The organism is Myxococcus sp. AM011 (genome assembly GCF_013372595.1).
In the GTDB taxonomy this organism is placed as follows: domain Bacteria; phylum Myxococcota; class Myxococcia; order Myxococcales; family Myxococcaceae; genus Myxococcus; species Myxococcus eversor.
The window spans coordinates 1-26,132 of sequence record NZ_JABXEM010000161.1 but is presented as its reverse complement, the minus strand read 5'-3'; the positions used below and the strand labels follow the sequence as shown (position 1 = coordinate 26,132).

11 protein-coding genes are annotated in these 26,132 nt (G+C 68.5%); 5 read left to right on the top strand and 6 right to left on the bottom strand.

Annotated features, from left to right (window positions below; translation table 11 throughout):
- The first annotated feature begins 205 nt into the window (after window positions 1–205).
- The 5 genes from HUW62_RS29135 (at window position 206) to HUW62_RS29115 (ending at window position 8,312) form a co-directional block, all read left to right on the top strand.
- Window positions 206–556 (top strand): DUF2019 domain-containing protein, encoded by a 351-nt coding sequence (locus HUW62_RS29135; RefSeq protein ID WP_176436263.1) that lies wholly within the window; start codon window positions 206–208, stop codon window positions 554–556.
- A gap of 679 nt (window positions 557–1,235) precedes the next feature.
- Window positions 1,236–2,810: an amino acid adenylation domain-containing protein gene (locus HUW62_RS29130; protein WP_163862692.1), complete on the top strand. Its 1,575-nt coding sequence runs from the start codon at window positions 1,236–1,238 to the stop codon at window positions 2,808–2,810.
- Window positions 2,811–2,960: 150 nt separating this feature from the next.
- Entirely contained in the window at window positions 2,961–4,790 is a 1,830-nt protein-coding gene (locus HUW62_RS29125) for a condensation domain-containing protein (protein WP_176436262.1), read from the top strand.
- A 262-nt stretch (window positions 4,791–5,052) separates the two neighbouring features.
- Window positions 5,053–6,699 carry a signal recognition particle protein gene (ffh, locus tag HUW62_RS29120; RefSeq protein WP_163862690.1) on the top strand — a complete coding sequence of 549 codons (1,647 nt, stop codon included), beginning with the start codon at window positions 5,053–5,055 and terminating at the stop codon, window positions 6,697–6,699.
- 254 nt (window positions 6,700–6,953) lie between these two features.
- Entirely contained in the window at window positions 6,954–8,312 is a 1,359-nt protein-coding gene (locus HUW62_RS29115; RefSeq protein WP_176436261.1) for an Ig-like domain-containing protein, read from the top strand.
- Between the two features lie 206 nt (window positions 8,313–8,518).
- Here the strand turns inward: HUW62_RS29115 and HUW62_RS49020 are convergent, their stop codons facing one another.
- The 6 genes from HUW62_RS49020 to HUW62_RS29090 form a co-directional block, all read right to left on the bottom strand.
- Complete coding sequence (locus HUW62_RS49020) at window positions 8,519–8,731, bottom strand: hypothetical protein (RefSeq protein ID WP_255203701.1); 213 nt, start codon at window positions 8,729–8,731, stop codon at window positions 8,519–8,521.
- 13 nt (window positions 8,732–8,744) lie between these two features.
- A complete protein-coding gene (locus HUW62_RS29110) occupies window positions 8,745–9,572 on the bottom strand; it encodes a TIGR04552 family protein (protein ID WP_255203700.1) in 828 nt (275 codons plus the stop codon).
- Between the two features lie 161 nt (window positions 9,573–9,733).
- Window positions 9,734–10,072 carry a toxin-antitoxin system YwqK family antitoxin gene (locus tag HUW62_RS29105; RefSeq protein ID WP_176436260.1) on the bottom strand — a complete coding sequence of 113 codons (339 nt, stop codon included), beginning with the start codon at window positions 10,070–10,072 and terminating at the stop codon, window positions 9,734–9,736.
- 354 nt (window positions 10,073–10,426) lie between these two features.
- Window positions 10,427–11,356: a hypothetical protein gene (locus HUW62_RS29100; RefSeq protein WP_255203699.1), complete on the bottom strand. Its 930-nt coding sequence runs from the start codon at window positions 11,354–11,356 to the stop codon at window positions 10,427–10,429.
- 246 nt (window positions 11,357–11,602) lie between these two features.
- Window positions 11,603–13,714, bottom strand: a complete 2,112-nt coding sequence (gene gltJ / locus HUW62_RS29095; RefSeq protein WP_176436259.1) for an adventurous gliding motility protein GltJ — start codon at window positions 13,712–13,714, stop codon at window positions 11,603–11,605.
- A gap of 136 nt (window positions 13,715–13,850) precedes the next feature.
- Window positions 13,851–26,126 (bottom strand): tetratricopeptide repeat protein, encoded by a 12,276-nt coding sequence (locus tag HUW62_RS29090; RefSeq protein ID WP_176436264.1) that lies wholly within the window; start codon window positions 26,124–26,126, stop codon window positions 13,851–13,853.
- Window positions 26,127–26,132 lie beyond the last annotated feature (6 nt).

The following is a 26,132-nucleotide window of genomic DNA, read 5'->3' as shown; positions in this document are numbered from 1 at the left end:
GCCTCACCGCCCCGGCCTTGAACTCCTCCGTGTAGCTACGCCGGGGACGTCGTGGCTTCTTCACTTCCGTCATGTTGGACACCGTACCTGCCTCTTCCTTGGTGTCCACTGAAGCGGATCAAGCCCAGTTGAGCACTCAGTCCTTCGAAGCCCAGCGTGACTTCGGGGTGTTGGCCATCGAGAACATCAGGAAGGGGCTTTGGAGATGAAACTGGAGGATCTTGTCGAGCAGTTCGCCCAGAACGTCATCGCGCAGAACGAGGCCATCTTCCGTGGCGACGCCAAGACCGGGAACAAGCACGCCAGGAAGTACGGTGACGCCGTCGACAAGCTCCTGGCTCAGGGCAATGCCGGGCGCGACGCGCTCGCCGTGCTGCTCAAGCATGAGCGAATGGACGTGCGTGTCATGGCCGCTGCCCATCTGCTCCGGTATCGGACGGTCGAAGCCAAAGCGGTCCTGGAAGAAGCAGCCAAGGGGCAGGGGTTGATACCATTTGGAGCCCAGCAGGCGCTGAAGCGTTGGGAAGAAGGAACCTGGGCGCTTGACCCGGAGTAACCACCCATCCCAAGGCAACCACTCCTTCCAACACCACAGGAGGAGCGTTGCGGAAGCACGGTCAGTTCCCGCCCTTGCATTGTCGTAGTCGAGCGGATTGGCGTCTCGCCGCAGGTATCGACTCATGAGGCTCCTCACAGGAGAACGAGCCCCATACCAATGCCTCTCACGCGAGCCCCTGAAAAACCAGCGATTTCGCACTGATACGTCAGTCCATTGCCTTGACGTTTCAAGGCCTGGAGCTGACACGTCAAGGCGCACCGGCTCGGACTCCACTACGCTCCATCCGGATTCGACCTGTGAGCGCGCGGACACTCGTGCCCTCCCCGCACGCCCCTTGTCGTCCGCTCGACGAGCGCGGTCCGCCGACCTCTCAGATTCGGCGACAATCCTGGAATTCACTGTCCTGAAGGAAGCGCGGGCACCAGACCCCGGGACGAACGACATTCCCCTGTCATCCGTCCATCCTCAGCGCGTTCAAAGACAGGCTTCATCGCGGCGCCACCTCGGAGAATGCTGCTCATGAACACGTCGTCCACTGAGGGCTCGGCGACCTCACCGCGACGGAGATGGAGCGAGAACACCGTGACGCATCGGGCGCCGGATTTTCTCCGGCAGCTCGGCGCTCCAGAGAGAGCTCGTGGCCCGCTCCATGGGCCTCTGACGGAGAAACACATCCATGTTGTTCCAGTATCTTGAAGACAGCGCCAGGGCCGCCCCCGCTCGCCTCGCCGTCCTCGACGCGGAGCGGAACCTCTCCTATGGAGAGCTCGACGCGGCGGCGAATCAGGTGGCCCGCGCGCTGCGCGAGCAGGGCATCGGCCGGGGCGCCCGCGTGGGCCTGCACCTGGACAAGTCCCTGGAGGCCGTCGTCGGCCTCTTCGGCATCATGAAGGCCGGTGCCGCGTACGTCCCCATCGACCCGGCCTCCCCCGAGTGGCGCGTGAAGTTCATCGTCCGCGACTGCGCGCTCTCCGGCGTCCTCACCACTCCCGCCTGGCACTCCGCCCTGCGAGACGTGGAGAGCCTGCGCTGCATCATCCTGGTGGAAGCGCGCCCGACGAACACGCTCCGCGCTCCCCCCGAGCAGGGCGGCCCGGTGACGCTCACCTGGGCCAACGTGCGCGCCGGGTCCAGCGCCCCCCTGGAGCCGCTCGCCGAGTCCTCGCCCGAGGACCTGGCCTACGTCCTCTACACCTCCGGCTCCACGGGGCAGCCCACGGGCGTCATGCTCAGCCACCGCGCCGCTCACGCCTTCGTCGACTGGGCGGCCAGCATCGCGGGGGTTCGGGCCGCGGACCGCGTCTCCAGTCACGCGCCCTTCCACTTCGACCTGTCCGTCTTCGACCTCTTCGCGACGGCGAAGTGCGCGGCGACGCTCGTGCTCATCCCCTCCTCGCTGTCCGTCTTCCCTCGCGAGCTGGCGGACTTCATCGCGGACCGACACATCGCCATCTGGTACTCGGTCCCCTCGGCGCTCACCCAGCTCGTGGCCCGAGGCGAGCTGACGCGGCACGCATTCCCGAGCCTGCGCACCGTGCTCTTCGCCGGTGAGGTCTTCCCGCTCAAGTACCTGCGCCAGCTCGTCCTCACCCTGCCGAGGCCCCGCTACTTCAACCTCTACGGCCCCACCGAGACGAACGTCTGCACGTTCCACGTCGTCACACCCGCGGACCTCGCGCGCTCCGCGCCGCTGCCCATCGGCCAGGTCTGCTGCGGCGACGAGGTCTTCGTCGTCCGCGATGACGGCGTCCTGGCGGGAGACGGCGAGGAGGGAGAGCTGTGCGTCGCGGGGCCTACCCTCATGAGTGGCTACTGGGGCATGGAGGAGCGCACGCGGCAGGTGCTCGGCCCCATTCCGGGCCATCCCCTCGCCTACCGGACCGGGGACCGCGTCATCCGGGAGCGCGGGGGCACGCTGTGCTTCCTGGGCCGACGGGATGACCTGGTCAAGGTCCGAGGCCATCGCATCGAGCTGAGCGCCGTGGAGGAGGTCCTCCTGCGCCATCCGGATGTGGAGGAGAGCGCCGCGCTGACCCTCCCGGACGAGCTCACGGGCAACGAGCTGCGCGCCTTCGTCGTGCTGCGCGACAACGCAAGCACCAGCCCCCAGGACTTGCGGCAGCACTGCGCGGACTATCTCCCCCGCTACATGATTCCCGCGCGCATCGACGCCTGCGAAGCCCTGCCGAAGACGACGACAGGGAAGAAAGACAGGGTCCGGCTCCAGGAGCACGCGCGACAGCTCGTGTGAGCCACCTCACGAAGACAGTGTCTGCCCCATCGGGCCATCGACCCGAGGGACCTCGTATTCCCTGAAGCCGGAGTGAGCATCCGTGAACCCGACAGTGGCGAGCGACACCGACAACCGGCTGCGCGGCCGTGGCGACCAGGAGTCCGACTGATGCACCCGGACATCTGGAGGGCCTTCCAGCGGCTGCGGACGCTGCGCTCGGAAGCCCCACCGCTGGTGCCGCGCGAGCACGTCGAGGACCCGCCCGCCTCCCTTCAGCAGGAGCGCCTCTGGTACCTGGACCAGGCGAGCCCGGGCGGCACCGCGTACCACCTGCCCGTGGCCTTCCGCCTCTCCGGCCCGCTGGACTGGCGCGCGCTGCGCCTCTCCCTGGAGGCCCTGGAGCACCGTCACGAGTCCCTGCGGACCACGTTCGAGTCCAGCCGAGGCAAGGTCGTCCAGCGCGTCCGCTCGCCCGGCGCCTTCGTGCTCCCCACCATCAGCCTGCGCGACGGGGCACCGCAACGCGAGCAGCAGGAGGCCCGGCTGCGCGAGGCGCTGCATCGAGAGGCCTGGCGCCCGTTCGACCTCCAGCGGGGTGCGCTCTTCCGCGCGGCGCTGTTCGTCCTCGGCGCGCGGGAGAACGTCCTCCTGCTCAACTTCCACCACATCATCTACGACGACGCGTCCCAGGACGTCCTCTTCCGGGACCTCTCGGACCTGTACACGCTCTTCCACGAGGGGGGCCGCTCGCGCCTCACGGAGCTGGACGTGCGCTGCACGGACCATGCGCTCTGGCAACGCAAGTGGCTCCAGGGCAGTGCCCGCGCGGAGCTTCAGTCGTACTGGCGGGAGCACCTGAAGGAGCGGTTGCAAGGCCCCCGTCTCGCCTCGCCTGCCCTCGCGGGGAATGTGGCGACGCGGGGCCCGCGCGCGCAGGGGCGGCTGCCCATCACGCTCTCCCCAGAGCTCGCCAACGCCATCGTCCAGTTCACCCAGGAGGAGGGCGCTACCGTCTACATGGTGCTGCTCGCCGCGTTCCATGTCCTGCTGCACCGCCACTCCGGTGGGCAGGAGCAGCACTTCGTGTGCAGCCCCATCGCCAACCGGCCTCAGGCGGAGACCGAGCACCTCATCGGCTACTTCGTCAACCTGCTGGTGTTGCCAGCAGACCTGCGAGGCGACCCGAACTTCCAGCGACTGCTGGAGCAGGTGCGCGGAGTCGTCGCGGGCGCGCTGGCACATCAGGACCTCCCCATGCAGCTCCTGGACGGAGTCGACCTGGGCGGAGAGCCCCTCTCCCAGGCGCTCTTCGCCTTTGAGCACGCGCCGCGTCCCCCGCTCCAGTTCGCGGAGCTGGACATCGAGCCCGTCGAACTCGAGGGCGGCACGTGCGACTTCGACCTGTTCCTCGCGCTCCACGAGGAGCAGGGCGTCATCTCGGGCACGCTCAAGTTCTCCCGCCAGCGCTTCCACGCGGACGGGGCGGCAAAGCTGCTTCGCGACTTCGTGACCATCCTGGAGCAGGCGATTTCCGCGCCGGGGCAGGCGCTCTCCGCCTTCCTCCCCGACGTCGTCGCCCCGCGAGTCACCCCGTCACCCGGGCTTGTCACTTCGGAGCCCGCGCGTGCTCCTGCGGTGGGGCCCCTGGTCGATTCCACGGAAGTGCTCGCGGCGATGAGGATCGCCCGGCCGGAGCAGCGTCGGGTGCTGATGCGGGACTACCTGCGAAGCACGGTCATCCAGGTCGCGCTCAGGGGGCAGATGCCGGACGCGCCCTTCCAGTCGCTCCAGGAGCTGGCGCTCGACTCGCTCCGGCTCATCGAGCTGACCGGACGCATCCGCACCGAGCTGTCCATCGACATGCCCGTCTCCCACTTCTTCGAGGCGACGAGCGTGGAAGGGCTCGCGGACGAGCTGCTCACTCGGTGGCTGCGCACGCAGTTGACGGAACCCCGGGCCACTCCGACGGGTGGCCGCCGGGAGTTCCTCACGCGGTAGCCGCGCCGCGCGCACAGGGGATGGCTTCGCCCAGGGGGCGCCATGGACATCCGGAGGCCCTGGGAGGAGGCTCCCCTGCCCCCCAGTCCTGTACCCGGGCGGCTGGGGATGCTCCAACCCCTCAAGAGCGTTGATGAATTCGGGGTCCAAGCCCTGGGCCACCCCGGGCGGGTGGGCCCGGGTGCCCGGCTCTCCACTCTTCGACGTCCGGGATGCGCTCCACGGTCGCATCCCACCTTCCCCCTGTTATAAAGCGCCCCCCATGCTTGAGACCGTCACCAAGGGCTTCCGCGCCGCCAAGAACCGCCTCGCCGGCAAGAGCGAGCTCACCCCCGAGCTGGTCGACGAGTCGCTGCGCGACATCCGCGTCTCGCTCCTCGAGGCCGACGTCGCCTTCGACGTGGTGAAGAAGTTTGTCGCCCGCGTCCGCGAGAAGGCCGTCGGCGAGCTCGTCCAGACGACCATCACCGATGCCTCGGGCCAGAAGCGCAAGGTCAGCCCGATGGACCACTTCATCAAGATCTGCCACGACGAGCTCGAGGCGCTGATGGGGCCGGTCGACACGAGCCTGAACCTCAAGCCGAAGGGGCAGCTCTCCGGCATCATGATGGTGGGCCTCCAGGGCTCCGGCAAGACGACGACCACCGGGAAGCTCGCCAACCGGCTGCTCCAGCAGGGGCGCAAGCCGTTGCTCGTCGCCGCGGACATCTACCGCCCCGCCGCCGTGGATCAGCTCAAGGTGCTGGGTGAGCGGCTCAAGGTGCCCGTCTACCACGAGCCCGGCGTGCAGCCACCCGAGCTGGCCCGCCGAGGCTATGCCGCCGCGCGCGAGCAGAAGTGCGACGTGGTGATCATCGACACCGCCGGTCGACTCGCCATCGACGAAGCGCTGATGAACGAGCTGGAGTCCATCAAGACCAACGTCCACCCGGACAACATCCTCCTGGTGTGCGACGCGATGATTGGTCAGGACGCCGTGCGCACGGCCGCCGAGTTCGACCGGCGCCTGAGCCTGGATGGCTTCATCCTGACGAAGCTGGATGGCGATGCTCGCGGCGGCGCGGCGCTCTCCATCAAGGAAGTCACCGGCAAGCCCATCAAGTTCCTCGGCATGGGCGAGTCGATGGACAAGCTGGAGGAGTTCCGCCCGGAGGGCCTCGCGGGTCGCATCCTCGGGTTCGGCGACATCGTCGGCCTGATGAAGGACTTCGAGAAGGTCGTCGACGAGAAGAAGGCCGAGGACGACGCGCGCAAGCTCTTGTCCGGCCAGTTCTCGATGAAGGACTTCGTCGAGCAGATCCGCATGGTGCGGAAGATGGGTCCGCTCAAGGACCTGCTGGAGAAGTTCCCCCTCTTCGGCGACCTCACCGACCAGCTCAATCCGGACGAGAAGGAGCTGACCAAGATTGAGTCGATGTACGACTCGATGACGGAGAAGGAGCGCCTGCGTCCGGACCTCATCAACTCCAGCCGGATTGGCCGCATCGCGAAGGGCAGCGGACGAAAGCCGGAGGACGTGCGCGAGCTGCTGCAGAAGTTCGGGATGATGCAGCAGGTGATGGGGAGCATCGGCCAGAACCCGGGCCTGCTGGGCCGCATCCCCGGCTTCAAGCAGCTGGGTCAGCTGTCGCAGATGCGCAACATGGACCTCTCCAGCATGTTCGGTGGGGACCCGAAGATGATGGAGAAGATGATGAGCGGTGGCATGCCCGGCATGGGGATGCCCATGCAGCTGCCGCAGGTGGCTCCCGGCTACACGCCGCCCATGGGTCAGGCCGCCATGGCGAAGGCCCGCCTCATGGGCTACGCCCCTCCCGCCGCCGGCGGGAAGCCCGAGGACCGCGACGCCATCAAGGAGCGCCGCAAGCGCGAGAAGGACAACAAGAAGAAGAACCGGAAGAAGAAGTAGGGCCGGGCCGGTCCTCCAGGTTCATGTCGACGGTGAAGCCCGTGCTGCTCGGAGGAGTCCGAGGGGCGCGGGCTTCTCGTTTCACGGGGCGTTGCGGTTCACGGATGGAGGTCCATGGCGACGGACGGGCTGCCAGGGGCACAGCTGGCCGAGGGGAACCGGAGCTGACGCCGTCGTGGTAGGCATCTGGGGGCCGGGATGGGCTCCCAAGGGGGGCCAGAGCGTGGAACGCACCCTGCACAGTGGCTCCTTTCATGACGAACCGACTTCGCCTTTCCGTCCCCCTTGTCGCGGTCTTCCTGTGGATTGGGTGCATCGATGTTCCGGACATCGTGGATCCGCCGGATGCGGGGCAGCCTCCCGTCGATGCCGGTCCAACGCAGGACGGAGGAGGCACGCCTGACTCTGGGCCTGTCGACTCGCTCCCACCAACGATTCGGACCACAACGCCGGCAGGCGGGGCAACGCAGGTTTCCATCCACACGGGCCTGGTGCTGACGTTCTCCGAAGCCATGGACCAGAGCACTGTTCAAGTCTCTGTTGCGCCGGAGCTCAACCTCGTCGATGAGGCCTGGAGCCTTCAAGGCACGACACTCACCATGGGAGTCGCGTCTCCACTGAGCGAAAACACGCTCTACACAGTCACCGTGGCAGGTCAGGACCTCGCCGGCAATGCCCTTAATGGGTCTCATACATTCTCGTTCACCACGACAGGCCCTGCTCCCGACACAACTGTTCCCACGGTGCTCTCAACGATTCCTATGAACACAGCCATCGGAGTCGACCGAAACCCTCTCTTCGAGGTCATGTTCTCGGAGCCCATGAATAGAGCCTCGGTTGAATCAGCATTCGCGATTCTATCGCACGCCGGCCTCAATGCCGGCACGTTCGCATGGAATGCTGCGTCGACAATCGTGACCTATACTCTGCCAACGGGTCTCGCGCCTGGGACGGAACTCCGGTGGCAGGTCTCCACCAGCGCACGAGACGTCGCCGGAAATGCAATGGCTGAAACAGCCATCCAGAACTTCAGGACCATGCGACAGGGGACGATGACGTTCGACTTCGACCCACCCACCAGTGGAGGAGTCTCCGCCCCTGACTTCTTTCGTCAGACAACATATTACAACATCGCCTTCGTTGGGGATTGGACCAGCAACCATCGCTACAGGCTGTTTCTCGGCTTTCAGTTGGCAAGCCTTCCTGAAGAGCTCACAGTCATCCGACAAGCGCGGCTCAAGTGGTGGGTGACATACCAGCAAGGAAACCCATACGGACAGCTTGGTCAACTTCTGCTTGAACCCGTGGATGTTGGAGAAGAAATCCCCGTGGATGTCGACTACAATCCAAGAGTCGAGGTGGCATACTATAGTCAGCCGCTCTCTTCGGGAGTCAGCGTTCTCGCCGGCCAACTGGGTCGTCCATCCACTATCGACGTCACCCCTATGGTCACCACAGACTGGGGCAACCGGGTCGCCAGAAACAAGAGAACTCAGTATCGCCTTCGCTTCGAACTCGGAACCAACAACGATGGTGTTGCTGATGTTTTGCAATCGGACAGCGAGACTGACCCTAAACTGGCCGAACTCGAAGTCACGTACGACTATCCGTGAGCACAGCGAGGCATCGCCGCTCAACGAACGTGAGGACTCAGCCCGTGCCCGTACTCGATGAAGCAGGTCATCTCATCGTCGGATGGATGGAAACAAGAGCGGGCACCAACATCTACGTCGCCCGAGAGAACCACTGATGTTGTTGGGAGGGAGCCCAGGCCCCCCCCCAGCTTCAGGACGGGCGGGAATACCCCGACCGCGTGGACTCATCCCTGTTTTTTAGGCACAACGAGGCCCTGGCTCAGCCGCTTGAGAACCCGCTTCTTCTGGCGGCGCTTGTAGGCCTCGTGCGAGTTCTCACCAAGTTCGTTCTGTCGCGCGGTCTCCGCATCGACAATCTGGAACTCCACGAGTGAGATGACGACGCGGCCCTTCCTCTGCCGCGTGTCCTCTTCGGGCAGCGGCAGGTAGGCATCCATTCGCACCGGAATATCAACCACGAAGTTGAGTGCCCGGTAGCTGCTGCCAGAGAAGGTGTTGCCTCCCCGGTCCTCCCGGTCCTCGTAGTTCCTGTCCAGGTGGAGATTCGGGGTGAACTGCTCGAAGTTGCGGGTACTCCTCCAACACGCTCTTGAACGGAAGCAGCGTGTTTTCAGTCTGCCCCGGCACCACGAGGTGGAAGGGAAACAGGCGTTGCGTGAGGTAATACAGGACAGGAAGCAGATCTTCGCGCGAGCGCGTTACCACACGAAACCGTGTGCGGTCATAGACCTGGGCCGCCACGGTCTCCTTCTTCGCGAGCAGCTTGGTGACCAGGGAGTCCTGCGTCTTGATGGAGTGCGCGAACTCCACCACCGGCAGTCCCTTCTCCTGCATCTCTCGCGCGACGCTCAGCACCTTCTCCGTCACCAGCTCCGCCAACTCGGCCTCGGAGATGGCGAGACGGAAGAGCAGGTCTCTTCCCTCGATGTGCTGGATGACGTGCATCACCTTCAGCACGACGCAGGCGATGCGTCGGTGCCGGGCATTGCCCTTGGCTCCGGAAGCCAGCAGGAAGAGGTCGTGAATCTCCTCTGGCTTGGCGACCGCATCCGCCACCCGATAGTTGAAGGTCTTGCGGAGGTACACCACCGCCTCCGACAGCACGAGGCGGGCCCAGGCCTCGTCATAGGGCCGAGAGACATCCAGTTGGCAGAGGCGGAGGAACCGGTCGACCTCGTCCCGTGCCTGGAAGTGCATCCGCCGCCAGTCGATGACCGAGCCCCCTCGCAATATGAGGCGGATGCGCTCAAGCTCGCGAATGCCCATCTCGGCGACCATGCGGACGGGAATGTCGGGGAGAACTGGGGTTAGGGTCGGAGCCTTCACGCCGATCTTCCTATCCGAGCAAAGCAGTTCGGGAAAGCCCTCAGGAGAAGCAAGAAAGGCCCTCGCTCCAAGGGAGAGAGGGCCTCAGGTCCTGCCAGGAAGCGCCGAGTGGACTACTTCGAAGCCAGCGGCTTGTCCGCCGAGTACTGAACCTCGGAGACCTTCTTGCCGTCCTCGGCATAGGTCGCCTCGATGCCCTCGCGCTTCCCCTTCACCCAGTTCTGCTCCATCTTCTTGGCGCCGTTGGGGAAATACTCCACGCGTTGGCCGTGGTAGTCGTTGTTCTCGAATTGGGTCTCCCCGGTCTTCACGCCGTTGGCGTCGTAGAAGGTCCAGCGACCCGAGCGGAAGCCGTCCTTGTACTGCCCCTCCGACTGCTTCTGACCACTGGCCCAGAAGTCCACGTAGGGGCCATGCAGGGCGGGCTTCTTGGGCGTCGAGCCCACTCTCACGCAGTAAACCCCTATGTCCTTGCTCACGCGGCCGCCCTTCTGCACGGTTCCCGCAGGACACTCGAGGCGGACATCGCGACCGATGGCAGAGTCCTCAGCCAAGGCATGCGTTGCAAAAGCGGCGACACACAGCGCTGCAAAACGATAACTCATAGAGGTCTCCTTCACTTCCGTCATCTGGCGCCAAGCGCCGTCGCACATTCAAACGAGAGGAGGGGAGGCCTTATTCATGCCCCCTTCCTGCGCTCGAACTCCTGAAACCGAGCAACCCAAACGCACGAAGCCCCACCCCGGATAGGGATGAGGCTCCGTGCTGATTCTCACCGCACAGGTGAGGACCTCATGCTCCGCGAACTACCGGCTGAGCTGAGCGCAGATCTCGTTACCATTGGTGAAGTACAGGCCAATGGACAGCGTCGTCGCCGCGGAGTCGGGGCAGAAGTTCATGGTGAACTCCGCGTTCTTCCCACCGTTCGACGTCGTGTATTCAGAAGGACGGATGAGAGCATCACCCGCAAGCGTGCTGCCATTCACGCGCACGTAGAAGAGGCCAGGAAGATCGGACTTCTGCGCGGGGAAGGTCGCCGTGCCAGTCGCGGGCTGGTAAGCGCGGACGCGGGCCTTCGCGGTCATGCCGGTAGTTCCACTGCCCGTGCCACAGAACGAGTCCTGGCCGAAGGAGACCTGGGTGATGTCGTAGATGATCGGGCCCGTGGACGAGATGGTCCAGACAGGCTGCTTGCCACCCTGGGCAGGCGTGAAGTTCGCGCAGGTAGGCGCCGGAACCTGGGTGCAGGTACCGCTGCTGCAGAAGTCGCCGTAGAGGCAGGTGCTCTGGCCGGTACCCGTGCAGGTGTCGCCGGTGGAGCTGTCTTCCTCGCACTGGCCGGACGCCGTGTCGCACACGCGACCGGTGCCGCAATCACTGTTCGAGCCGCACTTCGGCACGCAAACGGTATCCAGGTCGGAGCAGACCATGTCGGTCGTCTCGGAGTCCGCGCCGCCGTTGCAGAGCACGTCCGTGGAGCACTGGCAGATCCGCGTGTTGGCCTCGCTGCTCGTGCCACCCAGGGGCGCGCACGTCTTCGCGGAGTCCGGACAGTCGGCACCAACATCACACGTCGTCACACAGACACCCGCATCCGGGTGGCAGATCTCCGTGCCGGCACATTCGTCGTTCGAGGTGCAGAGCGAGTTACCCGGCTCGTCGTCACCGCAACCGGCCATCAAACCGCTCATCGCGCCCAGCGCCGTGAGCACCAGCATCATCTTGCGAAGCTGCATGTTGAGAATCCCTCCGTGAGTCTGCTTGGAACGTCTCTCTGGGGGCCTCCGGCCACTGACTTCAGACCCCGACGTCCATGCGAGCGGCTCGGCTTTAGTCCCGCCCGTCCTGACGTGTCAACGAGTGTCGACACGCCTACCAACGCATCGCCTTCGCGGAAATTCAGCCCTCACGAAAGCGAACACTCACATCAGCCCCAGGCGCGCCCCACGTGTCACACCGGACCCGGAAAGCCCCTCGCCCGCTCAGAAGGTGAACGGGAAGTCGATGGGCTCGCCCTGCTTCTTGTGACGAGGGAACGCCCAGCTCTTGATGAGCCCCGAGATGCAGCTCGCCATGTACGTGGTGCGGTACTCATCCGTCTTGCATGTGACGTTTGCCGTCTTGCCACTCGTCTGGATGGTCCACCGCATCACCAGCTTGCCGCTCAACATCGGGTCCTTCTTCTTCTGCTCGTTCACGCACTTCACGATGGCGGGCTTGTTGTTCAGCACCACCTCCATGATGTCGGAACGCTGGAGCGTGTCGCGCACACCACCGCCCCCAGGCTCGGGAGGAATGTAGGCGGTGGGCCGCGACTCAGAGGGCTTGGGCTCGTTCTTCGGCTTCTTCGTGCCGAACAGCTCGTCGAAGTCGTCGTCGCCATCGCTCGCAGCGGGCCGCTCCGCGCGCGCCACGGGACGCTCCTCGGGCTCTTCCCTGCGACCCGCGGACGAGGAACCACCCGCCTTGCGCGGTGTTGATGGACGCTCCACCTTCGCCACGGCGGAGTCGAGCGGCTTCGCCGCATCCACCGGAGGCGTGGCCACGACCGGCGCCTGAGCGACGACCGCGGGCGGAGGTGTCGCCACCGGCTGCGTCGGCGTCCCAGCGGCCACTGCCGGATTCGCCGCATCGGGCGTTCCAGCCGCGACGGGCGGAGGCGTTGCCGAACCCGCAGGGGCTCCCGCCACCACGACGGGAGGCGTCTGCACGGGCGCGGCCACGGGCGGAGGATTCACGGGGGCCGCGACAGGCGGAGGCGCCGCGGCGACAGGCGGCGCGGCCACCGGCGTTGTCACCGGAGCCTCGACCTTGCTGTCACCCTTCAGGGTGAACGCAAGGACACCACCGCCGAGCCCCAGCACCCCGACGGCGATACCCACCATCAGGCCCATGCGGTTCTTGCCGCCCTGCGAGGAAGCGCCACCCTGCTGCGCATACGTGGGCGCATAGCCCTGCGGCGGATACTGCGCGGGACCGGGCTGCGCATAGTGCGCGGGCTGCTGCTGCCCATACGGCATCTGCGCGGGCTGCCCATAGGGTGCCATGGGCTGCTGAGGATGAGGATACGGCTGCTGGGCCTGCGGCTGCGCCATCTGCGCGGCCATGGCCGCGCTCGCTCCCATCAGCGACGGAGAAGACACCGGCTCCGGGGGAGGCATGGGCACATCGAGCAGGCGCGACTGGGACACGGGCTCGCGGCCCAGCGGAGGCGCGGGCGTCGGTGGAGGCTTGGAGAACGCGTCGTTCTCCTCCTTCACCAGCGAGGCCAGCACACTGGCGGCGGAGGGCTTCCAGCCCGCCGGCGCCTCGTGGGAAGAGGACGGCGGGGGCGAGCTGTCGTTCTTGGACACCTTGCCCGCGCTGAACGCGGACTGCACCGGCCCGGATTGAACCGTGGGCGAAGTGCCCGACACCGGCTCAGGCGCGACGATGGTCGGCTTCGACGGACGCGGGGCGAGCACCGACGCCAGCTCCGCCGTCTCCGAGAGGGGAATCCAGTCGCTGAAGCCGGAGCGCCAGCAGAGGCTGTCGGGTCCCACCTCTCCGCGGTCCCAGGCGTCCTTCACCTTTTCGACGGAGAGCGGCCCCACCTGCTTCTCGTCGATGGCCACATACCAGTCGTGCGAAGAGGCCTGGGGCTTCGCCTCCTCCTTGTCGGGCTCGTCCTCGGCCTCGGCCAGCTTGCGCACGTTCTCCGCCGTGGCTTCGCGCGCCGCGGCTTCTCCGAGGGCTTCACCCGTCGGAATCTTGTGCGTGCCAGAGCTGAGGACCTGGTCGAACACGGCTCCAATCTCGTCCTCCTCCACGTCGGTGAAGAGCCCGCCCTCCGGCGGAGTCCCCAGCGTGGCGGGCAGCGAGGCGGACGATGACGACTCGGCCTCCTTGCTCGGAGTGCTCGCGCCGTTCGAGGCGGAGGCAGGGGCGGAAGAAGTCGCGGGCTCCGACGGGGAATCCTTCCCCGCCGCGGCGCCCGCTGGGCGCACGGTGATGTTGTGGCCGCACTTCTTGCAACGAACCTTGACCCCCTTCGGGCCAACTTTGTCGTCGCTGATCATGTACTGCGCGCGGCAGCTGTCACAGACGAAACGCATCTCTTCCGCAAGCCTCGGAAATGACGGGAGAAATCCCGTCGGAATCGTAGAAGTGCCCACTGGAGGGGTCAAGGATCAGTGCCTTGACCGCCCGGTCGCTCATCAACGCGTGAACCCTTCTCGGGGTTCTATCGTGCTATCGACGAACCTGCACCTCCACGTGTGTGCCAACAGCCACACGCAGGTTGTGGAGCTCTTCGGACGTGGCGAAGACGAGCAACTCCTTGAGCTTGTTGCGAGGCGCCACCCGGAACGAGCTCCCCGTCTCCCCCTGGACCAGCCGGCGCACCGGCTCCATCTCCCCGGCGACAAAGAGGCCCGCGCGCGACGCGGTGAGCTCCGCGCCCTCCAGGAACTGGCGCACGGACTGAGGTGTCGCGGTGGGAAGCCAGGCGCGCGCCGCCTTCGCGAGCGCCGCGCGGTCCACGTCGGTGAGGACCTTCTCCAGGGCGCGCCGCTCCATCTCCACGCCGTGGAGGGACTCGGCGACACGCACATTGCCCACCACGAGGTTGAGGGCCGCCTGGAGGATGGCCTCCAGTCGCTCCGCGGGCACGTACTGCGCGAAGGCCAGCTCCGGACGGGCCAGCGCGAGGGCACGCCCCAGGAGGTAGTACACCTCCTTCTGTCCCTGCTCCGCGAAGTACTTGCCACCCACGCGAACGCAGGGCGGGTGCGTCTGCAGGAGCTCCACGTTGACCAGCGGCTCCGGTGCGGGCTCGTTGGAGCGTTTGGCCATGCGCTCGCGCGTCGCCACGAGGAAGGGTGAGTACAGCTCCACGCCCTCCATGCCCAACAGGCGCGCCACGTAGCGGTAGTGGTGCACGTGGTACTCCTGCGCGCTGGCCACGTCGATGCGGTGCTTCTTGGGCACCAGCTGGTACTGGGTGAAGGGCACCGCGTACAGGTGTCCCGCCTTCGCGAAGAGCAGCCCGAGCAGCTCCGCCAGCGGGCCCCGCGACTTCGGGTGGAACAGCTGCGTGTGCCACAGCTGGTCGTCCACCGGCCGCTGCGCCACTTCCTTCTTCTTCGCGTAGGGCCCCAGCTTGGAGAGGATCTCCTTCTCGTCCTCCCCTGCTTCACCCAGGAGCCCCGACGCGGCCTGCGCCGCGAGCCACGCCAGGTCGTAGTCCTTGCGCAGCGCCGCCAGCCGGACGATCTGCCCGCACACCTTGCGCGCATCCGTCGTGTGAGGCAGCGCGCGACGAAGCGCGGCGATGGCCTCTTCCTCCTTGCCGGGCATGTTGCCGGCGAGGTCCGCGAAGGCCTCCTGCACCGCCGCATCGTCCGGGAGGCCCTTGGCGGCCACGCCATAGGCGGCCACCGCGCCCTCCGGATGCTTGAGCACCTGGTGGTACAGGTCTCCCAGCGCCCGCCACAGCGCCATGCGCGCCACGTGCGTCTCCGGCGTCTTGGGCAGCCGCCCGAGCATCTTCGTGTAGTTCTCCTCCAACTGCTTCCACTGGCGGGCACCGCCGAGCATCGCCTCCAGAGAGCTGAACGCCTCGACGAAGCGCGGGTCCAGGTCCAGGGCCGCGTTGAACGCCTGCGTCGCGCCCTCCACGTCCTTCAAGTCATCGCGGCGCAGCTCGCCCAACGCGAACCACACGCGCTTGGCCTTGTGCGGCTCCGAAGCGAGCGCGGGCAACGCCAGCATCCGCGCCAGCACATCCGCGGCCTTCTGGCCCTGACGCGTCTCGCGCAGGAGCACGTACAGCTGGTCCATCACCTCCAGCGCGTCCGGCTGGACCTTGAGCGCGCCGGTGAAGGCGTCGATGGCCATGTACGGGTCATGCAGTTCGTCGCGGGAGATGCGGCCCAGGTCCAGGTACACCTTCGCCTTGGCCTCGCCCTCCAGCTCGGCGACGAGTTGCTGGCGCAGGTCGGCGGACTTCTCGAACTGCCCCGCCTTGTCCATCAACACGACGAGCGCGCGCAGCGTGGGCTCGTGGCCCGGGTTGATGGCGAGCGCCTTCTCGAAGTGGTTCTGCGCGCGGTCCACCTGGCCGAGCGCGGCGTGGATGTCACCGAGCTGCCAGTAGACCTCCACCACCTCCAGGTCCGTGAGGTCCTCGCGGTGGTGGATGAGGATGGTCTGGAACACCTTGAGCGCGCCCTCGTAGCGGCGCGTCTGGACCAGCAGGTTTCCGTAGCCCTCGAGCGCCGGCAGGTACGTCGCGTCGCGCTCGTACGCCGTCTCGTAGCAGCTCAGGGCCTTGTCGCGGCGCCCCAGCTTCTCCGCCACGTAGCCCAGTCGGTAGAGCTGGCGGCACAGGTCCGCGGCGGTGGCCGAGTCCTTTTCCACCATGGCCTTGTCCGACAGCTTGCGCGTGACGATGTCCAGCATCCGCTCGGCCATCGCCCACTCCTCGTGGGCGATATAGACGTCCGCCAGCGGGCGCGCGGCCTCGACGCTGTCCGGGATGTGCTTGAGCGCCTCTTCCCAGTAGCCCGTGGCCGTGTCCCGGTCCTCGCGCGTCTCCGCGTGGTAGCGCGCCACGTCCAGCAGGGCGCGGCCCTTGGCGGCCGGGTCCTCGGTCTGCTCCGCCTCCTGGCGCAGCGTCTGCTCGTAGCCGCTCCAGTCCTTCTCCTGCTCCTGGATGCCCTTGAGGGCGCGGATGCTGGGCAGGTGGCCCGCGTCGATGGCGATGGCCTGCTGATAGGCACTCCGGGCGCTGCCCGAGTCCATCAGCATGTCCTCGTTGATCTTCCCCAAGCGGTAGAACAGCTCCACCGCGTCCTTCGACTGGCCGGCGAGCTCCGCTTCCTTCTGGAGCATCTCCAGCGCGAAGGGCCAGTTGCCGCTGCGCTCGTACAGGTTGCCCAGGGCGTGCAGCGCGGGACGGCTCTCGGGGTCCGCTGCGAGCGCGGCGTGGTAGCTGTTGACGGCCCGGTCCACCACCTTGAGCGACTGGTACTGGACGTTGCCGATGTCCACGTACAGCTCGGCCTGCTCCTGCGGGCTGACGGCCAGGGAGAGCTGCCGCTCGTAGGCGTTGATGAGGTCTTCCCAGCGCGCCTGGGCCCGGCGCAGCCGGATGAGGACCTTGATGGCCTGGACGTTCTGCGGGTCGATGGAGAGCACGCCCTCCACGCACACGTCCGCGTTGGCCGGGTTCTGGTACTTGTCCTCCCAGATGCTGGCGCTGCGGAAGAGGACGCGGACCTTCTCGCGCCAGTCCTCGCTCAGCTCCAGCATCCGCTCGTAGATGGCGAGCAGGTCCGCGGGCTGGTCCAGCTTGGTGTGCAGCCGCTCCAGCGACTCCAGCGCCTCGCGGTTGACCGGGTCCAGCTCCAGCGCCTGCCGGAAGGCGGCGACGGCGGAGTCGTCATCGGAGAGATCTCTCTCGAAGACTCCGGCGACCTCCACCTGGATGCGCGCGCGCTCCTCGGCCGTGTCCGCCAGGTCGCGGGCGCGCAGGAGCGTCATCGCCACGTCGCGCCACGCGCGCTGGCGCCGGTACAGCGCGGTGAGCACGCCGAGCGTCTCCGCGTCCGGCTCCAGCTCCAGGGCGCGCAGGAGCGCACTGGCGGCCTCCGACGGGTCCTCCAGCTTCTCGTCCCAGACGCGGGCAATCTCCTTCAGGATGCCCTTGCGCTGCTCGATGGAGCCGGCGGCCTCGAGCTTCTGCTCCAGCGCCACCACGTACTCGCGCTCCTGGCCGCGACGGTGGAAGACGGCGGCCAGTCCGTCCAGCGCGGTGGCGTTGGTCGGGTCGAACTCGAGAATCTTCCGGAACGCGGCCTCCGCGGCCTGCGGGTCATCCAGGCGCGTGTCATGGACTCGCGCGAGCGTGGCATAGAGCCGCTCCGCCAGCGGGCCGCGAGGCAGCTCGTCCGCCACCTCCTCGAAGACCGCGGCCAGTTCCTCGTGGCTGCCCGTCTCGTCCGCCAGACGCTCCACTTCCTCGCGCAGCGAGTCGTCCGAGGGGTCGAGCTGCAACGCGCGGCACAGCGCCAGGAAGGCCACGTCCTTCTGACCCAGCCGCTCTTCCTGCACCCGGGCCAGCTCGCGCAGCGCGGCCATCTTCTCTTCGTCCGTGACGAAGTGGGGCATGTAGCGGTCGACCGCCGTCGCGTACGCGCGCCAGTCGTTGTACGTGCGGTACAGCTCGCACACCCGCCCGTAGGCCGTGCGGTTCGACGGGTCCAGCTCCAGCACCTTCTCCAGGGCCCCCGAGGACTGCTCGGGCTTGCCACCCGGCCCCGCCCACAGGTCCGCCACCTCGAAGTACGTGGCGACGGCCTGCTCACGCTCCTCGGCGCCCAGGTGTACCTGCACCTTGAGTTCCAGTGCACGCACGGCGTCATTCCACGCGCGCAGGGAGACGAAGAGCGCGTGCACACGCACGAGTTCCTGAACCAGGTGCGGCTCCACCTCGAGCGCGCGGCGGGCGGCGTCCAGCGCCTCCTCGCGACGACCCATGCCGGCCAGCACTTCCGCCAGGCGCAGGCGCAGCGCCTTCACGCCTTCACTGTTCTCCTGCAGGGGAATGAGCCGGCGCAGCACGCCGACGAGTTCCTCGCGCTGCTCCGTCTCATCGTACAGCTCGCGCAGCGTGTCGAGCACCGCGCGATTGCGCGCGTCCCGGTCCAACGCCGCCTTGAAGTACGGCACGGCCGCATCGGGCTGCTTGAGCAGCCGGTACACCACGCGGCCCAACCGCTCGTTGAGGCGCACCACCTCGCGAGGGTCCAGCGTCATCGCCAGACGCCCTTCGAGCAGTTCGCGCAGGTCCTGCGGCCGGTCCGCGCGCTCGTACAGCGACTCCAGCGCGGAGAAGGCCTGGTCGTTGCGCGCGTTCTTCGCCAGCAGCTCGCGGTACAGCTCGATGGAGCCGCCCAGGTCGGAGAGCCCCTCGGCGGACACCTGCGCCATCTTCGCGAGGACGCGGTCTCGCTCCGGCCCCACGACCTTGTCGGCCTGGAGCTTGAGGATGGCGTAGAGCTTCTCCGACGCCGAGGCGCCTTCGTAGATGCTCTCCAGCAGCCGCGCGGAGGCCAGATGTCCGGGCTCCAGCTTGAGGATGGCCTCGTACGCTCCCGCCGCGCGGTCCGGACTGTCCAGCCGCTCCTGGTAGAGCTGCCCCAGGCGGAAGAGGTATCCCACGCGATCCACCTGCTCGGTGGACGTGGAGACCAGCGCCTCCAGGATTCCCGCCAGCTCCGGCCACGCCTGCAGCTCCATGTACAGGCGGTCCAACGCCACCAGCGCCCGCCCCTGAACGGCGACGTGCAGCGTGCGCGCCCGCTCGTAGTAGGACACCGCGCGGTCGGAGTCGCGCAGCTTCGACTCCAGCAACTGGCCCAGCTTCAGGCACACCTGCGCCGCGTCCGCGGCCTCGGCCACGCGTGGCAGGGCTTCCTCGTACGCGGCGACCAGTTCGTCATAGCCGTCGGACGCGTCCGTCGCGTTCTCGAGCCGCCGGCGCACCTCGCCGTCGTTCGGGTCCTCCTTGAAGGCGCGGAAGAGGGCCAGGAACGTCAGCTCCACTTCGCCCTGCGACTCACGCAGCGTGGCCAGCTCGCCCAGCAGCGCCTTGCGCTCGAACGAGTCCGCGGACACACCCACGCGCGTCTCGATGACCTGCGCCAGCCGGGGCACGTCGCCGCTCGCGCGGAAGGCCCGCAGCAGGGTCTCCACCGCGAGCAGGTTCTGCGGCTCGCGCGACACCAGGCCCTCCATCCGGCCCACGGCGCCGGGATGGTTGGGCTGCACCGTCAGCACCTCGCCGTACAGCGCCAGCGCGCCCGTCCGGTCCAACAGCCGCGTCTCACGCACCGAGGCCAGCCGGAACTTCAGCTCCAGGCCCGCCTCCGGGGGCATCAGCGCGATGCGGCGGGCCAGCACGTCCGCCAGCTCCGGCCAGCGCTCCTGCTTCTGACAGAGCGCCTCCATCCGCTCCAACGCGGCCATGTCGTCCGGCTTGAGTTCCAGCAGCCGCCGGAACGTCGCCAACGCACCGAGCGCGTCCTGGAGCTGCTCCTCCTGCAGATGTCCAATCTGGAAGAGAACCACCGCGCGACGGGCCGGTTCCTCGGCCACGGCGAGTTGACGGCGCAGCACCTCCAGCAGCTCCGACGGCTTGCCCTGCGAGGCCACCAGGCGGACCGTGCCATCCAACGCCTCGGTGTCCGTGGGACGCAGCTCCAGCACGCGCTTCCAGGACGTCAGCGCCTCGGAGGGCTCACCCAGGTCCGTCTGCAGTCGCGCCAGGGTCCGGTACAGCTCGGCCCGCGCGGCGTCGCCCGCCTTGGGAGCGACTTCCATGATGACCGCGCCCAGCTCCTCGGGAGCCTCGGCCCGGTCCACCAGCGACGCGCACAGCTCCAACGAGCGCAGGTCATCGGGCAGCTCGCGCAACGCACGCGTCGCCGCCAGGAAGCCCATCTCCGCGTTCTCCAGCGGGCCGGCATACATCTCCGCGATGCGACGCAACAGCGCCGCGCGCTCCTGCGGCACCGCCTCCGCCGACACGCGGGACTCCAGCATCTCCACCTGCTTCAGGTGGTTGCCCACCGCGACGAAGACAGGCTCCAGCGTGCTGGCGGCGGCTCCTCGCAGCGGGCTCTCCGAGCGGGCCATCTCCTCGAGCGCGCCCACCGCGCCCGCATGTCCCGCCCGGCGCGCCAGCACTGACTGGTACAACTCCAGGGCTCCGCGCGGGTCATCCAGGCGCGAGAACTTCAGTCGGCCCAGGCGCACGCGCAGGTCGGAGGCTTCTTCCTGTGCGCCACGCGCGTCCGCGAGCTGGGTTTCCCGCTCGATGTGCTGCGCCAGCTCCGGCCAGCGCTCCATGTCCGCCAGCACGCGTCCCAGCAGCTTGATGGCGTTCGCGTTCTCCGGCCTGAGGGCGAGGACCTCGCGGTACGCCTGCGCCGCCAGCGCCTTGTCCGCCAGCGTCTCCTCGGCGAGGTGCGCCAGCTCGAACAGGAGATTCACCTGCGACGCCAGGCTTGGCTCCGCCGCCACCTGACGCCGCATGACGAGCGCCAGCTCACGGTGCGCACCGGTGCGACGGTGGACGCGGGAGATGGACTCCAGCACCGCCTTGTTCTTCGGGTCCCTCCGACTCACCTCCTCCAGCGCCCGGACCGCCAGGTCGTAGCGCTTGAGGCGGTTGTCGTAGAGCGTCGCCAGCCGGCGCCACAAGTCACCCGCGAGCGGCTCCTGCGTGTCGCGCTCCAGCTGGTCCTCGTAGGCGCCAGCGACTTCCTCGAACGAACCGGAGTCGGCCGCCAGCCGCTCCAGCTCGTCACGCACCGAGGTCTCCTGCGGGAACTCGTTGAAGGCCCGCAGCCGCGCGACGAACGCGAGCGAGGTCTGCCCCAACGCCTCGCGCAGGGTGGCGATCTCCTGGATGTGCTCCAGCCGCCGCTCCGGCGCGACGCCGGGCAACAACACCTCCAGCACCTCCACCAGCTTTCGCGTGTCGTTCAGGCCGCGATAGACGGGCTCCAGCAGGCGTGCCGCCTCCACGCGGGGCCCATCGTGCGCCATCAGGCGCTCCAGGCCCGCGACCACCTGACCGTCACCGGGCGCCAGCTCCAGCAGCCGGCGATACACCGGCAGCGCCTCCGTCGGCCCCACTTCCTTCTCGAGCAACTGCGCGCGCTTCAGCAGCCAGCTCCGTCGCGCGGCGTCATCCGCGGCGCCCTCGGCGAGCTGCTCCAGCACGTCCGCCTGCTCCACGAACCGGCGCGCCTTCGCGTACAACTTCTCCAGCGCGAGCAACCCCTCGGGCACACGCCGCAGCGCGAGCGCGGAGCGGTACGTCTCGACGGCCCGCGCGTCCTCACCCGAGTTGGCGTAGGCCTCGCCCGCCTTGAGCAGCAGTCCCACGCGCTCTTCCGCGTCCTGGGAGAGCTGGGCCTGACGGGTGTAGACCTCGGAGAGGCTCTTGGCGTTCTGGCCCTTCTCGTACAGCCGGGACAGCGACTCCAGGGCCTGACGGTCCTGCGGGGCGTCCGCGAGCAGGTTCTTCCAGAGCCGCGCGGCCTCCTCGGGTTGATCCAACGACTCGCGAATCTCCGCCGCGCGACGCAGCAACTCCAACGCCGCCGGCTCTCCCTCCGTGAGCTCCACCGCCGCGGACTCGTAGATCTCCGCGAGCACCTCGTGGCTGCCCGTCTCGCGCGCCAGGCGCTCCAGGTCGGGACGCACGCCGTCCCGGTCCAATCCCTGCGCGAAGGACTTCACCGCCGACATGAAGGCCAGCGACGGCTGCCGCATGTCGCGCTCGTAGATGCGGCGCACCTCTCCGGACAGGAGGATCTTCTCCACCGTGAGGGCCGACTCCATCCGCACTTCGCGCAGCGCCACGCGGCGGGCATGGTCCCCCACCTGCGCGAGCACCGGGTCCAACACCTCCAGCGCGGCGCCACTGGCCGTCACCGCCGCCTTCACCCACGCCTCCAGCGCGGCGCGCGAGCCCGGGTGGCCGGAGTCCTCGGAGAGGATGCGCTTGTAGAGGCCCAGCGCCGCGTTCGGGTCGTCCAGCACCGTGCGCTGCAGCTCCGCCAGGCGGAAGGAGACTTCTCGTCCCTGCGGGCTCTGCCCCTCCTGGTTGCGGCGCAGCGCCAGCGCCCAGGCGAGGTCCTGATGCTTTTCCAGCTCCGTGTAGAGCCGGTCCAACGTCGCCGCGGCCTCACGGCTGGCCGAGTCGCGCTCGGCGATGGCCCGCCACGCCTCCGACGCGCTCTCCAGGTCCGACAGGCGCGTCTCGTGAAGCAGCGCGGCCTCGCGCAGGAACGCGAGCTGCTCGGCGGGTTCCGGCGACGCGGCGGCCAGCTTCTCCAGCACCTCGGCCAGCGCGGCCCACTCCTCGCCCGCGCGGTGCAACCGCTGCAAGGCACGAAGGCTGTCCAGGTTGCCCGGCTCCAGGGCCAACAACGCACGCAGCGCCTTCACCGCGCCCGCCTTGTCGTCGAGCTTCTTCTCCTGCACCTCGGCCAGCTCGCGCAGCAGTGCGCCGCGCGCGGGCCCCACGTCGCCCTCCTCCGCCAGCTCCGCGATGATCTCCGCGTAGCTGTCCACCGAGTCCGCGTCCTCCGCCGCCTGACGCGCCGTGGAGCGAAGTCCCGCGTCGCCCGGTGCCAGCCGCAGGGCCCGCGCCAGGGCGGCGAACGCCAGCTCCGGCTGCCGCAGGTGCGCCAGATGCACCTGGGCGGCCTGCCGCAGCACCTGCACCCGCGCCGCGTCGTCCTTCGCCACCTCCGCCAACACGTCCAACGTGGCCACCAGCTTGCGGTGGTCCTTGGTCCGCTCGAGCGCGGGCAGCAGCACGCGCGCCGCCGCCTCGCGCGAAGGCCCCGAGGCCAGCATCGCCTCCAGCGCAGCGAGCGCATCCGGGTCCGAGGGACGCTGGAGCAGGATGTCCGCGTAGCTCTGCACCGCCTCCGCGCTGCCGTCCTGCGTGCCCTGCAGCAACTGCGCGCGCCGCAGCTTCAGACGCGACACCTTGTCCGACTCGCCCGCCGACTCCGCCAGGCCAATCATCCGCGCCAGCGTCTCGCCCAGCTCGCGCGTACGGCCCGCCTTCTCGTACAGCTCCGCCAGGCGCGGCAGGTGCCGGCCTTCCTCGGCGCCATGCGAGAGCGCTGAATTGAGCGCCTCGGCGGCCTGCGCCGGACGGCCCAGCTCCACGTTCAGGTCCACGAGTTGGAGGAGCAGCTCCAGTCGCTCTGCCCCGCGCGCGCCGTGGATGCGCTTGCGCAGCAGCTCCTCGGCGTCCGCCGAACGTCCCGCGCGCCCATACAACCGCACGAGCCGCTGGAGCACCGGACCCGACTCCGGAGCCCGCTCCACCGCAGCCTCCAGCGCGGCGATGGCATCCGCCACCAACCCGCCCTCCTCCGTCAGCGTCGCCGCCTCGGTCAAGAGCGACAGCGCCAGCGTGGGGTCTTCCGCCTCCGTCGCCAGCGTGCGCAGCACCCGGCTCAGCTCCGCGTGCGCGGACAAGTCTCTCGCCAGCCGCAGCGCCTCGGCGCGCGTGGAGTCATCCCTCGGGTCCTCGCGCAGCACGCGCACCCGGGTGTCGAAGGCCGCGCGGCTGTCCGCGAGCTGCTTCTCGTGGATGCTCGCCAGCAGCGAGTAGAGGCGCTTGCGCGCCGTCGGCTCCGTCGTGGCTTCGAGCTGCTGCTGGAGCGCCGCCACCTGTCGCTGGTGGTCTCCCGCGCGCCCGTAGTGCGCCGCCAGCGCCTCGGTGACCTCCTGCGTCCGCACCCCCGCCGCCGCCAGTCGCTCCAGGCCGCCCACCACCACACCGGTGGACACGTTCTCCGACAGCAGGCCCAGGAACAGGTCCGCCGCGTCCTCCTGACGTCCCAGACGCTCCGCGTACAGCTTGGCCTGCCGCGCCGTCCACTCGTTGCGCTCCAGCTGCGTCTCCGCCAGCGACGCCAGCCGTCCCGCCAGCGACGCCGCTTCGTCGAAGCGCGACAGCGCCACGCACAGCGCCTGCAGCCGCTGCACCGCGCCCACCTCGTCGGGCGCGAGCTGCATCCACTCGCGCACCAGCGGCTCCAGCTCCTCGGGCGCGGCGCCAGCGGCCTCGCGCCGCGTCACCTCCGCCTCCAGCCGGGCCTTCGGGTCATCCGCGAGCGCCGCGGCCGCCTGCAGCGACTTCACCGCCTCCGCGGCGACCTCGTCACCTGGAAGCCGCGCCAGCACCTCGCGCCACGCGGCCTCCGCGCGCACCGGGTCCGCCAGCGGGCCCTGGAGCAACTGCGCCAGGTGCCGCCACAGCGTCGCCGCGACCTCCACCACCGGGGCAGCCTGCGCCGCGCGCTGCAGCGCCAGGGCCAGCGCGGGCCGCGCATTCGCCTTCTCCGCGTGCTCCACCACCGAGCCGAGCAGCAGCGGACGCGCGGGGTCCAGCTCCAGCGCGCGCGACAGCACCTCGAAGGCGCCACGCGCGTCGTCCTTCTCCTCGAACATCAGCGCGAGCGCCTCGCAGAAGGCCACCCGCTCCGCCCGGGGACGCGGCGCCAGGAGCGCCAGGTCCAGGAGCGGCACCACGGCTTCCAGCTCCTCGTCCTCGGCCAGGAGCCGCGCCAACTGGAAGGCCGCCAGCGCATGCGTGGGGTCCAGCTTCAGCGCCGCTTCCAGGTGCGCGCGCGCCGCCGCGCCGTCCTTCAACTGCGTCAGGCACAGCTCCGCCAGGCGCAGCCGCATCGCGGCCTGGCCCGACTTGTCCTTCACCGTGCCCAGGTAGCGCTCCAGCACCACCACCGCGTCCGCCGCCCTGCCCCCCTCCAGCAACAGCTCCGCCGAGAGGCTCGCCGCGTCCGCGCGCGACGGGTCCGCCGCCACCGCCTTCTCGAAGGCCCCCAGCGCGCCCGGCGCGTCGTTCAGCCGGCCCAGCCGCAGCGTGCCCACGCGCAGCCACAGGTCCACCTGCGCGGCGCGGTCCTTCACCTCGCCCGCCATGGATTCAATCTGCGCAATCGCCGCCGCGAAGTCGCCACCGGAGCGCGCCGCCATCTTCTCGATGAGCGACAGTCCCTCGGGCATGCCCGGCCACAGCAGGAAGCAGCGGTCCAACGCCTCCTTCACCTTGCCGGCGGCGCCCGGGTCGTACCAGGCGAACAGCTTCGCCACGAGCAGCGACAGCCGGGCGGCGCTCTTCCTGTCGCGCTCCTCCAGCGACATGCTGCGCAGCATCCGCACGCGGTCCCGCCACGTCTGCTCGAAGCGCTGCAGCGCCCGGGTGGCCTTCTCCACGCGCGCGTTCTGCGGCTCCAGCGTCCGCGCGACTTCCAGCACCCGCTGCGCCAGCTCATGCTCGGTGGGGTCATCCACCAGTCGCTCGGCCAGCGCCGCGTACTCCTCGGACATCCCCGCGTCGCCCAGCGCCTCGCGCTCGCGCTCCAGCGCCTCGAAGGCCGTCTGGAAGCGCTCCTCGGACAAGAGCAACTGCCGCACGCGCCGGAAGATGGCCCGGTCCGACTTCGCCCGCGCCGCGCGCTGCAGGCACAGCACCGCCCTGTCGCGACGGAAGAGCTTCTGCTCGTAGAGGTCCGCGGCCTTCAGGTAGTGGCCCGCGCTCTCCTCGCCCTGCGTGGAGCTGCCCAGGCGCTCCAGCACGTCCGCGAGAGCGGCGGCGTCCTGACGCGTCTCATGCAGCCGCTTGAGGCCCCGCAACGCGGGCAGCGGCTCCTTCGCCACGAGCAAGGCGCGCTTGAGCAGCTCCTCGGCGCGAGGCGCGTTGCGTTGACGCTCGTGCGCCAGCTCCGCGGCACGGCACAACAGGCGCACGGCCTCGTCGGTGGCGACATCGCGCGAGCGACCCTCGTACAGACGAATCAGCTCTTCCACGCGGCCGGCTTTCTCCAGGGAGGCCTCGGCTTCGACGAAGCTCCGGTCATCGGACACGCGCAGCGTGGGTCGAGGAGACGTGGGCTGTTGCATGGGGAG

Bases quoted from the DNA above. Each gene is read 5' to 3' on its own strand.
- HUW62_RS49020 (WP_255203701.1), bottom strand. From the start codon at position 8,731: ATGGATGCCTACCTGCCGCTGCCCGAAGAGGACACGCGGCAGAGGAAG.
- HUW62_RS29130 (WP_163862692.1), top strand. From the start codon at position 1,236: ATGTTGTTCCAGTATCTTGAAGACAGCGCCAGGGCCGCCCCCGCTCGC.
- HUW62_RS29115 (WP_176436261.1), top strand. From the start codon at position 6,954: ATGACGAACCGACTTCGCCTTTCCGTCCCCCTTGTCGCGGTCTTCCTG.
- ffh (WP_163862690.1), top strand. From the start codon at position 5,053: ATGCTTGAGACCGTCACCAAGGGCTTCCGCGCCGCCAAGAACCGCCTC.
- HUW62_RS29125 (WP_176436262.1), top strand. From the start codon at position 2,961: ATGCACCCGGACATCTGGAGGGCCTTCCAGCGGCTGCGGACGCTGCGC.
- HUW62_RS29100 (WP_255203699.1), bottom strand. From the start codon at position 11,356: ATGCAGCTTCGCAAGATGATGCTGGTGCTCACGGCGCTGGGCGCGATG.
- HUW62_RS29135 (WP_176436263.1), top strand. From the start codon at position 206: ATGAAACTGGAGGATCTTGTCGAGCAGTTCGCCCAGAACGTCATCGCG.
- gltJ (WP_176436259.1), bottom strand. From the start codon at position 13,714: ATGCGTTTCGTCTGTGACAGCTGCCGCGCGCAGTACATGATCAGCGAC.
- HUW62_RS29090 (WP_176436264.1), bottom strand. From the start codon at position 26,126: ATGCAACAGCCCACGTCTCCTCGACCCACGCTGCGCGTGTCCGATGAC.
- HUW62_RS29110 (WP_255203700.1), bottom strand. From the start codon at position 9,572: ATGGTCGCCGAGATGGGCATTCGCGAGCTTGAGCGCATCCGCCTCATA.